The organism is Streptomyces sp. NPDC001728, assembly GCF_040297565.1.
GTDB lineage: Bacteria > Actinomycetota > Actinomycetes > Streptomycetales > Streptomycetaceae > Streptomyces.
Window position 1 is genome coordinate 105,496 of record NZ_JBEOZK010000014.1, and the last position, 11,199, is coordinate 116,694.

Genomic DNA, 11,199 nt, shown 5'->3' on the forward strand with positions numbered 1-11,199 from the left:
AAACCGAGCGTCTAACTTCCGTCACAACTAGTCCCAACTTCCACTTTCCGTGGCAGAGTCGGTGCACACCCTCGAAGGCTCCCGCATCAACCCGACAGGGGGAGCCCATGCAGAAAACGGACGCACTCATAGTCGACTACGGGCCGGTCTTCCATGGAACGGCCCTCAAGACCGACGACGGGATCGTCTGCGTGATCCCCCGCCAGCTTCGGCGTGACGAGGACGGCACCGTCCTCAAGGAGCTGGTCGAGGGACTGGGAGGTCGCTGTGGTCAGTGCGCGGGTTGCCCTCTCGGCAGCCTTCCCTGAGATCATGGCATCGCGGAGGCCCGGCGGTTGGGGAACCGGCCGGGCACCGCGTCCTCCAGCGACAGAGGGGAGCGAGCCATGGCCAGCGTCGACCAGCACGTCTACGTCGAGTGGCGGGGCGGCACGTGTCGGGTCAAGTGGTGGACTGGCGAGTGCCACCCCAACGGGCGGAAACGGTACGAGTCCAAGGGTGGCTTCACCGATGAGGAAGCGGCGTACCGGCACGGCCAGGACAAGCTCTACGAGATCCGTCACGGCACCAACATCTCCAACCGGGACGGCGCCACCCCGACGTCCGAGTGGGCCGACAGCTGGCTGCAGTCCCTGGACCTTCGTCACCTGTCCATCCGGAACTACCGGTGGCGGGTCAAGCACATCAAGGCCTTCTTCAAGGAGCGGCCCGTCAGTGAGCTGACGATCCTCGACCACCGGGCCTTCAGGAAGTACCTGGCGGCCGTCCCGGTGGGGGAGAAGAGCCAGACACAGATCCTTAGCACCTTCGCGACCATCATGGACGACGCCGTCGCGGCAAAGCTGATCAAGCAGTCACCCGTGGAGCGCCAGGGTCGCCGCGGTAAGTACCGGCGGAAACCGCGGGAGCGGAAGCGCGACATGGCGGTCGAGTCCGTGGCGAAGCTGGCGCACAACGCTGACATCCGATGGGGGCTCACGGGCTTCGTCTATGTCTGGACGATGGCGATGACCGGGATGCGGCCGGCCGAGCTGTACGGGCTCACCCGCGAGTACTGCTTTCCGAACTGGCCCAAGACAGATCTGCGCCTGGACGAGACCGAAGTGGACCGCTACGACGACGACCTGCTGAGGTATGGCCTGGGTGAGGAACTACTGCCAGCGGTCCGCGTGGAGCGTCAAGTCCAGTACGAGGAGGGTGTCCTCGACTTCTACCCGCCGAAGTACGACTCCTTCCGGACTCTCGTCGTGCCGACGTTCCTGGCGGCGCTGCTCGAAGCGTTGCTGGCCTCCCACGAGTCCCCGTGGGTCTTCCCGGCGATCGAGGGCGGGAGCCTGGGGGCGGCCTCCTTCACCAAGGAGTACTGGCGCCCAGTGGCGGACGGCGCCCCGGCCTCCGTTGGCCCGAAGCTGTGGCGAGAGGCGATGGTGTCGGTGAATCCCTTCGCGGGCAAGCGGCAGTACCTCGTCCGGCACGGTCATAAGGAATGGCTCGACGAGGATGGTCACCCGCGGTTCGCCGTCGAGGCCCGCATGGGACACGAGCTGGCCGGCGTCGAGGGAACGTACAGCAACTTGACCGTCGCCATGGAGCAGCAGATCGCGCGTGCCCTCCAGGCCCGATGGGAGGCTCTGCCAGCGGCGTTGAGGAGTCGACCGGTCCGCGACGAGCGGGTGGCGCTGCAGAACTCCGTCGCCTCCATCAGCGCGTTGGTTCGACAGGCGCTTGCGGATGGAGTGACAGAGCCCGACGCCGTGGTCGCTCGCGTCGAGGCGGTTCGTCCTGGATCGCGCAGGAACTCGGTGCTGCAGGCACGGCGCCGGCTGCTCGCTGACGCGTAGGCCGGTTTCCCAGTCGTTTCCCATCTGAGGATGACGGGAAGCATGTTCAGCAGGTCAGCGTGATGTGAAGGGCTGAGAACTACAGATTTCTTGGCCATGCACATGATGACGGGGTACATGAGCGCCGACCTCTTCCTCTCGATCGCCGGGAAGGCCGGCAAGGACCTCACCGTGGAGTCCTTCCAGAAAGCCGCCGCCGGCTTCTCCGACACCGGCACGCTCGTGGGCGACCGCGCCGAGCCGAAGGGGCAGCAGGAGAGCTTCGGCTGCGGGGCGCTCGTACGCCTGAAGAACGGACGGTACGAGGTGGCGGTGCCGTTCAAGTGCTATCCGCCGATCCCCTTCGGCTGAGGGGGCGCGTCACGTGGGTGACCTGCTGGGCTTCGTCCTGAGCGGGCTGGTCTCGGGTGCGCTCTACGCGCTGCTCGCGACCGGGCTCGTACTCTCCTACTCCGCCTCCGGCCTCTTCAACTTCGCGCACGGCGCCACCGCCTATCTGTGCGCGCTGGCGTTCTACGAGCTCCACTCCGGCTTCGGCTGGCCGGCCGTCCCCACCGCCCTGCTCCTGGTGTTCGTGGTGGCGCCCGGCCTCGGCCGGGGCCTGGACCGGCTGATGTTCAGAAAGCTGGCCAAGGCCGGCGAGACGGCTCAGATCGTGGCCACCATCGGTCTGCTCGTCGCGCTGCCCGCCGCCGGACGCTGGGTGGTCGAACTCCTGGAGCGGGCGGGCGCCCCCGTCCAGCCCGCCGAGAACCAGTTCGGACTGCCGGGCGTCGGACCGAGCCCCGCGGTGTCCTGGCAGCCCTTCGACGGCGTGGGCATCGACTCCGACCAGCTGATCACCTGGATCGCCACGGCCCTCGCGGCGGCCGGACTGTGGGTCCTGATGCGGCACACCCGGCTCGGCCTGCGGCTGCGGGCCGCGGTCGACGACCGTACCCTGACCGAGCTGCGGGGCATCGGCGCGGACCGGCTGTCCTCGATCGCCTGGATGCTGTCGTCCGGTCTCGCGGGCCTCGCCGGTGTCCTCGCGACCCCGCTCCTCGGGCTCTCCGCGCACGACTACACCCTGTTCCTGTTCGTCTCGGCCACCGCCGCGGTCCTCGGACGCTTCGTGTCCGTGCCCCTCGCCTTCGCGGGCGGCCTCGGGCTCGGCGTACTGCAGAACCTGGTGGCGGGGTACGCCTCGTTCACCGACGACATCACCGGCTTCCGTACGGCCGTGCCGTTCCTCATCCTCTTCGCCGGCCTCGTCGTCCTGGTACGGCGGCAACGCGCGGCGGGCACGGCGGCCGCGGAGGACCCACCGCCCGTCGACTACCTCGCCGGGAAGAGGTGGGGCCACCGCTGGGGCGCGTGGGTGGTGGCCGGCGTGCTGCTCGGCACGGCGTTCTACACCGTCACCACACCCTTCTGGAGCGGGATCCTGGCCCAAGGGCTGGCGATCGGGCTCGTGTTCATGTCGTTCACCGTGGTCACCGGCCTCGGCGCGATGGTGTCACTGGCCCAGGCGACGTTCGTGACCGGCGCGGCCCTGGTCGCCGGGCTGTTGATGAGCCACGGCTGGCCCTTCGTCGCGGCGGCGGCGGTCGGCACGGTGGCGGCGGCCCTGCTCGGCGCCGTGGTCGCCCTGCCCGCCCTGCGGCTCGGGGGCAGATCACTGGCCCTGGCCACCCTCGCGCTCGCCTTCCTGGCGGACCAGGTGCTCTTCCAGCTCGGCTGGCTGCGCAACGGCGACACCGGATGGGAGATCCCCCGCCCGGTGGCCGGCCCGGTGGACCTGGGCGACGACCGGGCGATGGGCCTCGCGCTCGTCCTGCTCAGCGGGGTGCTCGTCGCGCTGCTGACCTGGTTGCGCGGCTCCCGCTGGGGCCGGGCCGTGCTTGCGGTCCGCTCGGCCCCCGAGGCCGCCGCGGCGTCGGGGGTGTCGGTGGTCCGTACGAAACTCCTGCTGTTCACGGTGTCGGCGGGGCTCGCGGGCTTCGGCGGGGTGCTCTACGCCTCGTACAACACCCGCATCACGGCCACGGACTTCACGGCGATGACGGGCCTGGTGTGGCTGGCGGTCGTGGTCGCGGCGGGGGTGCGCAGGCCGCAGTTCGCGGTGGTGGCGGGGCTGGTCTTCGCGGTGGTCCCGCATCTGATGTCGGAGTACGTGACGGAGTCCGCCCATCTGCCGGTGATCCTGTTCGGTCTGGCGGGGCTCGCGCTGGCGAACGACCCGGACGGGTACTGCGCGGCACTGCCGGCGAGACGAGCGGCCCGGCGCGCCGCGAGACGGGCGGCGGCGACGCGGGCACCGCTGCCGACGGCCGTTCCTCCACCTCGCTCGCCGGACGCGGGAGCAAGCCCCCGGGGCCCCGGGAAGGGGAAACCGAGCGCGGGTCCCACGGGGACGGGACGCGGCCCCGGCCACGCGCCCAGCGCGCTCGAACTGAGCGGCGTGCACGCCGGGTACGGCGGTGCGCCCGTGCTGCACGGTGTGGATCTCGTGGTGCGCGGCGGCGAGGCGCTGGTGCTGCTCGGGCCCAACGGGGCCGGGAAGTCCACCCTCTGCCGGGTGGCGGCGGGACTGCTGCGGCCGGCCGACGGCCTCGTGCGCGTACGGGGCGAGGACGCCACCCACGACGCTGCGGTCACCCGGGCGCGTCGCGGGGTGCGGCTGGCTCCCGAGGGGCGGGGGATCTTCGCCGGGCTCTCCATCGAGGAGAACCTGGCCCTCCAGCTGACGGAGGCCGAGGACCGCGACGCCGTGTACGCGCGGTTCCCCGCGCTCGCCGCTCGCCGCACCGTCCTCGCCGGCTCCCTGTCGGGCGGCGAGCAGCAGATCCTCGCCCTCGCCCCGCTCCTCCAGCGGCCGCCGGCCGTCCTCGTCGCCGACGAGCCGTCCCTCGGCCTCGCACCGCGCGTGGTGGACGAGGTCTTCCAGCTCCTGACCGAACTCCGCGGCCGGGGCACCGCCCTGGTCCTGGTCGAGGAGAAGGCGGCCGAGGTACTCGGCATCGCCGACACCGTCGCGTACCTCGCGCAGGGCGAGATCGTCTGGTCCGGGCCGCGGTCCGAGGTGGACCGGGACCGGCTCGCCGAGGCCTACCTGGGGACGGGAGCCCGCCGATGAGCCACCCTCTGCTCCACGCGAGCGGGATCGAGGTCCGGTTCGGCGGCGTCCACGCTCTGACGGGCGTGCACCTGTCCGTGCGCCCGGGTGAGATCTGCGGCGTCATCGGCCCGAACGGTGCGGGCAAGACGACGCTCTTCGACGTGCTGTCGGGGATGCGGCGCCCGGACGCGGGCGCGATCACGTACGACGGCACGGACATCACCCGGCGTTCCCCGGTCTGGCGGGCCCGGCACGGCATCCGCCGCACTTTCCAACGACAGCAGCTCTTCGGCCAGTTGACCGTGGCGGACAACCTCGTCGTGGCGCAGGACTGGCGGGGCGGAGTGCGGCCCGCGGCACGCCGCCACCGGGAGCGGGCCGCCGCCGTGCTCCACGAGTGCGGGCTCGACGCGCTCGCGGGCTCGTACGCGGGCGGCCTGCCCGTCGGGCAGGCCCGCATGGTCGAGCTGGCCCGCGCGCTCGCCGATCCGCCCCGGGTCCTGCTCCTGGACGAGCCCGCGTCCGGGACGACCGCCGAGGAGCGTCACCGACTCGCCTCCGTCATACGCCATGTGGCCGATGAGGAGAACTGCGCGGTGCTGCTCGTCGAGCACAACGTGGCGTTCGTGATGGAGCTGTGTTCCCGCGTCGTGGTGCTCGACCTCGGCCGGGTCCTCACCGAGGGGACCGCGGCCGAGGTCCACGCGGACCCGGCGGTGCGGGAGGCGTACCTCGGCGCCGGTTCGGGCGGGACGGAGGGCGATCACGCCCCGGATCGCTGATACCTGGAGGTCGGCCTCGTCGCGCGCCGCCAACGTGCCTGTCATCATGGTGAGTTGAAGGCAGTCTCGGATGGCGGGGAGGCGTCTGATCACATGCGCGGATACGAGAACCAGGGCGGGAACGGCGGCGTCGGACAGTACGACAGGGGGACGGCGACCCGGCTGGCCCGCCGCGCGGTGGGCGTGGCGGCACCGCACGAGTTGCCCCAGTTCCCGATGACGGCCCAGGCCTTCCACAGTTCCTCCACGAAGGACCGGTTGTGGCCGGTCCACCGTGACGAGCCACTGGGGATAGGCCTCGACGTGGTCGCCGCGCTCATCAGCACCGCGGCGCTCTCCGCCGCGGTCCAGGTACTCGACCACCTCGTGCAGCAGTCCACGGCGCACGCCGTGGACACCACCCGGAGCCGGCTGCTCCCTCGGCTGTTGCGCCGCCGCCCACGACAGGCCCTCGAACAGGCCGCTGAGCCGGCCACGGCGCCCGCCGAGGCGGAACGGCTGACCGCCGAGCAGCTGACCCGGCTGCGCGAGGTGGCCACCCGGGCGGCACTGCGCTGGCGGGTACCCGAGGCGCAGGCGAGGGCGATCGCGGACGGGATCGTCGCGGAACTCGCCACCTTGTCCCAGGAGCACCGGGAGCACCGGGAGCACCAGGAGCACCAGGAGCACCAGGAGCGGCAGCGGGGCGCCGACGAGCCGGGCGGGGAAGGGCCGGCCGAGGCCGCCGGATGAGGCGGCGGACACCGGGACCGGCCGCACACAGCCGTCCGGGCCCGTTCACGCTTCCCTCCGGCACGGCGGTGCGCTTCGCGCTGCTGATCGCCGCGATGACCGCCGTCTCCGCCCTGCTGGTGAACGGCACCTCGTCCGTCATCCTGTCCTCGGTGCGGTGGGAGGAGCTGAAGGAGTACCACGACTGCTACGCCCGGGCGACGGAACGGGCGTTCCGTGAACGCGGTGCCGACTCGGACATCCGTGTCCCGACCGAGCTCGACACGGGCGACTGCGAGGACCCGCGCGCCGACGCGAGCCCCCTGGTCACCGCAGGTGCGTCGGCCGCCCTGCTGCTGGCACTGCTCGGCGCCTACCTGGGCCTGCCGCGCCGCAGGATCGCGCGGCGCGGCTACGGCCCGCTCACCGACATGCCCGAGCTGTCGGAGTATCTGGCGGGCCTGCTGGGCGAGTCGGGTGTGCGGGCGCGGGTCGGCTTCCTCGCCGAACCACTGAACCCGACGGTCCATGCCCTGGCCTTCGGGCGGCTGGGGCGGCGCCGGGTGGTCCTGAGCGGTGGGCTGCTCACCCTGTACTCCCTCGACCGGCGGGCCTTCCGGAGCATCGTCCTCCATGAACTGGCGCACATCCGCAACCGGGACCTGGACATCGCCTTCCTGACACTGATCCTGTGGCGGGCGAGCGTGCCGACCCTGGTGGTCATGATCGCCGTCGCGGCCCCGGCCGCCCTGCTCCTCGGCCCCTCGCTCGCGGGCTCCGTCCTCGCCTTCGCCGTCCAGGTGCCCTTGCTCGCCGTACTGGTGACCCTGCTCAAGAACGCGGTGCTGCGCAGCCGGGAGCTGTACGCCGACGCGAGAGTGACGGAGTGGGAGGGCTCGGCCGACGGCCTGCGCAGGCTGTTCGGCGAACCGCCCGCGCGGCAGGGCGGAAAGGTGGACCGCGGTCTGTTGCGTGTCCACCCGCCGCTCGCCAGGCGGGCGCGGGCACTGACCGACCGAGGGGTCCTGTACGAGGTCGGCTTCTGGGACATGTGCGCGGTCGGGGCGGCGGGCGCCTTCCTCCACGAGATGGTGAGGCTGGGGCCGATCGGCGGCGGGAGCCAGGCCGGACCGACGGCGGCGCTCGCTGCCACGGTCCTGTCCGGGAGCCTGGTGGTGGGCGCGGCGGGCACGGTGCTGTGGCAAGCGGTGGCGCACGCACCGGGCTCCCTCACCCCGGCACGGATCCGGCAGGCCGGGCTCGGTCTGGGCCTCGGCCTTGGCGTGTTCCAGCTGCTGTCCCCGTCGGGCGCGTTCATCCTGGTGAACGTGGGCGGACAAGGGGCGTCGCTGGCCCTCCCGTACCTCGCGCTGACAAGCCTGTGCGGCTGGGCCCTCGTGCGGTGGCTGGTGCTGGTCGCGGGGGCGTGGGGGCCGGTCCTGGCCCGCAGCCGCCGTCCGCGCCGGGTGCTGTGGACGGTTCTCGCGTCGGCCACGGCCGGCGTGCTGCCGATGGTCGGCTTCCTCTTCACCCTTCCCGCGATGACGCTGTACGCGGCGGCGTTCATCGCGCCGTCGCTGCCCGGAGCGGTGGTCTTCGTCGGCAGCGCGGCCGTTCTGGCGTTCGGCCGGATCACGACGGTGATGGCGCCGGCGGTGCTGACGGCCGCGTTGGTGCCGCTGGTCGGGCAGTACGTGTCATGGCGTCCCGGCGCCCGGCACACCTTCACCGGATTCGGGCCGCCGGGGCCGCCTCCGGGCTTCCTCGTCGCCTTCGGCGTCCCGGTGGCGCCGGCCTCCGCCGTGACGGCGTTGCTGGTCGTGTGGATCGGCGCCCCCGCCCCCGCGCTGATGGCGATGGTGGTGCTGATCGTCGGTCAGGTGGCGGCGGCCTTCTGGGCGGGCAGAGGCCATGCACCCCTCCCGCTCCTCAGAGGCGCCCTGGCCGCGTTCGGCGCGGGCCTGCTCGGCATGTGGGCCTGGGGCGTGCTGGTGAGGCTCGTGGGCTGCCTCGTCTCGGGAGGCCTGGACTCCTGCACCCCGTTCCCCGGCGTGGTCTCCTTCAGGCTGGCCCTCATCGTGGCCACCCTGGGCACGTTGCCGGCCTGGGCCATCCAGGCGCTCGCCGTCCGGGCCCGGCGGGCTCCGCGCCGGTGGTAGCGCTCCTGCCGAGTGGCGGCGTCGCCCGGGTCGGCCGTCCGCCGGCCCGCTGGCGTGGCCGCCGGGCTCACCCCGCCCCTTGTACCCGCCCCGCGCTCCCGCCCCGCCTCCTAGGCTGGGCCCGTGACCGCCGACATCCGGCCCCTGGCCGTCTTCGACATCGACAACACGCTCGCCTCGACCGCCCACCGCCAGCACTTCCTGGAGAGCCGCCCCAAGGACTGGGACGGTTTCTTCGCGGCGGCGCCCGAGGATCCGCCGCTGGCGGAGGGCGTCGCGCTGTGCCGCGAGGCGGCCGAGGAGTGCGACATCGTCTACCTCACCGGCCGCCCGGAGCGCTGCCGCCGCGACACCCTCGCCTGGCTGGCCGCCCAGGGGCTGCCGGACGGCCCGGTCCACATGCGGCGCGACCGGGACTTCCGGCCGGCCCGGGTGACCAAGGTGGAGATCCTGCGCCGGCTTGGCGCCGACCGTCCGGTGCGGATGCTCGTCGACGACGACCTGCTGGTCTGCGACGCGGCGGAGGAGGCCGGCTTCACCGTCGTACGGGCCGGGTGGGCCACCCCCTCGCAGGAACTGAGGGACGCCCAGGAGAAGGAGGGCCGGACCTGACGGTGTTCGCCGGCCGACGGGTGTGGTCCGCCCGGCCGGGCGGAAGGCGCCCGTCCGGCTCGGGTCCTCCGGGTCGAAGCCGTCCCTGTGGTTCGGTTCCTCCGAGCCGGAGCCGTCCCGCCGGCTCGGTCCTCCAGCTGGAACCTGGCCCGGCTCTTCCAGCCGGAACCTGGCTCGGTCCTCTCCCAGCCGGAACCTAGCTCGGTTCCTCCAGCCGGAATCCGACCTTCATGCCCACCTGGTAGTGCGCGATCTGGCCGTTCTCGACATGGCCGCGGATCTCCGTGACCTCGAACCAGTCCACGGCCCGGAGGGTGCCGCAGGCGCGCGTGATCCCGTTGCGGATGGCGGTGTCCACGCCGTCCGAGGAGGATCCGACGATCTCCGTGACGCGGTATACGTGGTCTCCCATGGCGGGCCTCTCCTTCGTTCCGACTCCGTCCCACCCTGCCCGGAAGCGGGTGCCGCCGCGAGTCGGGACGGGGGGCGCGGGCGCGGGTCGGCCGATTCCCCCTGGTCGACGAGCAATTACCGCAGGTAAGGCAACGGGGGACGTATCCGGCGCGCGGGACGGGATGGTCAAGGACTTGACCATCCCGTTGGTCCAGACCAGAATCCAGGCCACATACCCGCGCGAACACCCCGTTCGGTCCCCCCATGTCGGGTCAGCCCCCCATGCCGCACGACCCTGTGCTGAACCGCAGAAGGTGACCTACGTGAAGAATCGCCATCTCGCCTGCCCCCTGGCAGCCGCCACCGCGCTCGCCCTCGCCGGCTGCGGGATGCTGCCGGGCGGGGGAAGCCAGACGAAGACCGTCAACATCTGGCTCATGCGGGACAGCGTCAGCGAGGACTTCCTCAACCGCTTCACCGAGGCGTACGAGGAGGAGCACGACGGCGTCGAGCTCAAGGTCACCGTCCAGGAGTGGACGGGCATCGGGAAGAAGGTCACCGAGGCCATCCAGGGCTCCGGCGGACCCGACGTCATCGAGGTCGGCAACACCCAGGTCGCCCAGTACGCCGACACCGAGAAGCTCTTCGACCTCACCCTGGAGTCGGTCCGCGACCTCGGCAGCGAGGACTGGCTGCCCGGTCTCGCCGAACCCGGCAGCATCGGCGGATCGCAGTACGGCATCCCCTGGTACGCGGCCAACCGCATCGTCATCTACAACAAGGACCTCTTCGAGGACGCCGGCATCGACAAGCCCCCGGCCACCCGCGCCGAATGGCTCACCGACACCGAGAAGCTCAACAGCAAGGGCTCCCAGGGCATCTACCTCGCCGGACAGGACTGGTACACCCTGGCCGGTTTCATCTGGGACGAGGGCGGTGAACTCGCCGTCGACAAGGGCGGGGAGTGGACCGGCGCGCTCGACAGCGAGGCGGCCCGGCGCGGCATGGCCTACTACAAGGACCTCCAGTCCCTCGGCACCGGGCCCAAGGACGCCGACGAGCAGAACCCGCCGCAGGCCGATGTCTTCGCCAAGGGCGACGTGGCCCAGCTCATCGCCGCCCCCAGCGCCGTCGCCGCGATCCTCAAGGCCAACCCGGCCCTCAAGGACAAGCTGGGCTACTTCCCGATACCCGGCACCAAGGCGGGCCGGCCCTGCGCCGTCTTCACCGGCGGCTCCGACCTGATCATCCCGGAGAACGCACCCCAGCGCGCCGCCGCCCTCGACGTCGTCAAGGCCCTCGCCGGCGAGAAGTGGCAGTCCGAACTCGCCCGCTCCATGGGCTACGTGCCCAACAAGAAGGGCCTCGCCTCCGTCGTCGCCGGCCAGGAGGCCACCGCCGCCATGGCCAAGGGCGCCGCGCGCGGCCGTGCCACCCCCAACTCCCCGCAGTGGGCCGACGTCGAGGCCGACAACCCCATCAAGCCCTACATGACGGCCGTCCTCCAGGGCGAGGACCCGCTGAGGGCCGCGAAGCTGGCCTCGGCCGCGATCACGGAGACCCTCGCCGAATAGCATTCAGCGCCTCCACACCCGCGAGCC

The 11,199-nt window shown here is 72.0% G+C and carries 9 protein-coding genes and 1 pseudogene; 9 read left to right on the top strand and 1 reads right to left on the bottom strand.

The window, feature by feature from the left end:
* Positions 1 to 107: 107 nt before the first annotated feature.
* The 8 genes and pseudogenes from ABT154_RS21680 (at position 108) to ABT154_RS21715 (ending at position 9,205) form a co-directional block, all read left to right on the top strand.
* On the top strand, positions 108 to 308 hold the full coding sequence (locus ABT154_RS21680) for a hypothetical protein (protein WP_351858470.1): 201 nt from the start codon (positions 108 to 110) through the stop codon (positions 306 to 308).
* A gap of 78 nt (positions 309 to 386) precedes the next feature.
* The gene (locus tag ABT154_RS21685; RefSeq protein WP_351858471.1) at positions 387 to 1,841 is read left to right on the top strand and encodes a phage integrase SAM-like domain-containing protein; all 1,455 of its coding nucleotides are present in this window, start codon (positions 387 to 389) and stop codon (positions 1,839 to 1,841) included.
* A gap of 90 nt (positions 1,842 to 1,931) precedes the next feature.
* Positions 1,932 to 2,192 (top strand): annotated as a pseudogene (locus ABT154_RS21690) (ABC transporter substrate-binding protein); the annotation flags it as partial.
* A gap of 13 nt (positions 2,193 to 2,205) precedes the next feature.
* Positions 2,206 to 4,959: an ABC transporter permease subunit gene (locus ABT154_RS21695; RefSeq protein WP_351858472.1), complete on the top strand. Its 2,754-nt coding sequence runs from the start codon at positions 2,206 to 2,208 to the stop codon at positions 4,957 to 4,959.
* Positions 4,956 to 5,723 carry an ABC transporter ATP-binding protein gene (locus tag ABT154_RS21700; protein ID WP_351858473.1) on the top strand — a complete coding sequence of 256 codons (768 nt, stop codon included), beginning with the start codon at positions 4,956 to 4,958 and terminating at the stop codon, positions 5,721 to 5,723. The genes ABT154_RS21695 and ABT154_RS21700 overlap by 4 nt, the downstream gene beginning before the upstream one ends.
* Positions 5,724 to 5,816: 93 nt before the next feature.
* Positions 5,817 to 6,455, top strand: a complete 639-nt coding sequence (locus tag ABT154_RS21705) for a hypothetical protein (RefSeq protein ID WP_351858474.1) — start codon at positions 5,817 to 5,819, stop codon at positions 6,453 to 6,455.
* Between the two features lie 68 nt (positions 6,456 to 6,523).
* On the top strand, positions 6,524 to 8,593 hold the full coding sequence (locus ABT154_RS21710; protein WP_351858475.1) for a M48 family metalloprotease: 2,070 nt from the start codon (positions 6,524 to 6,526) through the stop codon (positions 8,591 to 8,593).
* A gap of 123 nt (positions 8,594 to 8,716) precedes the next feature.
* Positions 8,717 to 9,205, top strand: a complete 489-nt coding sequence (locus tag ABT154_RS21715; protein WP_351858476.1) for a phosphatase domain-containing protein — start codon at positions 8,717 to 8,719, stop codon at positions 9,203 to 9,205.
* A gap of 196 nt (positions 9,206 to 9,401) precedes the next feature.
* Here ABT154_RS21715 and ABT154_RS21720 read toward each other — a convergent pair whose 3' ends face one another.
* Positions 9,402 to 9,617 (bottom strand): dodecin, encoded by a 216-nt coding sequence (locus tag ABT154_RS21720; RefSeq protein ID WP_351858477.1) that lies wholly within the window; start codon positions 9,615 to 9,617, stop codon positions 9,402 to 9,404.
* Positions 9,618 to 9,921: 304 nt separating this feature from the next.
* Here ABT154_RS21720 and ABT154_RS21725 point away from each other — a divergent pair, with 304 nt between their 5' ends.
* Positions 9,922 to 11,172 (top strand): extracellular solute-binding protein, encoded by a 1,251-nt coding sequence (locus ABT154_RS21725; protein ID WP_351858478.1) that lies wholly within the window; start codon positions 9,922 to 9,924, stop codon positions 11,170 to 11,172.
* The last annotated feature ends 27 nt before the right edge of the window (positions 11,173 to 11,199 follow it).

Coding starts and splice junctions, on each gene's coding strand:
- ABT154_RS21680 (WP_351858470.1), top strand. CDS start 108: ATGCAGAAAACGGACGCACTCATAGTCGACTACGGGCCGGTCTTCCAT.
- ABT154_RS21685 (WP_351858471.1), top strand. CDS start 387: ATGGCCAGCGTCGACCAGCACGTCTACGTCGAGTGGCGGGGCGGCACG.
- ABT154_RS21700 (WP_351858473.1), top strand. CDS start 4,956: ATGAGCCACCCTCTGCTCCACGCGAGCGGGATCGAGGTCCGGTTCGGC.
- ABT154_RS21705 (WP_351858474.1), top strand. CDS start 5,817: ATGCGCGGATACGAGAACCAGGGCGGGAACGGCGGCGTCGGACAGTAC.
- ABT154_RS21720 (WP_351858477.1), bottom strand. CDS start 9,617: ATGGGAGACCACGTATACCGCGTCACGGAGATCGTCGGATCCTCCTCG.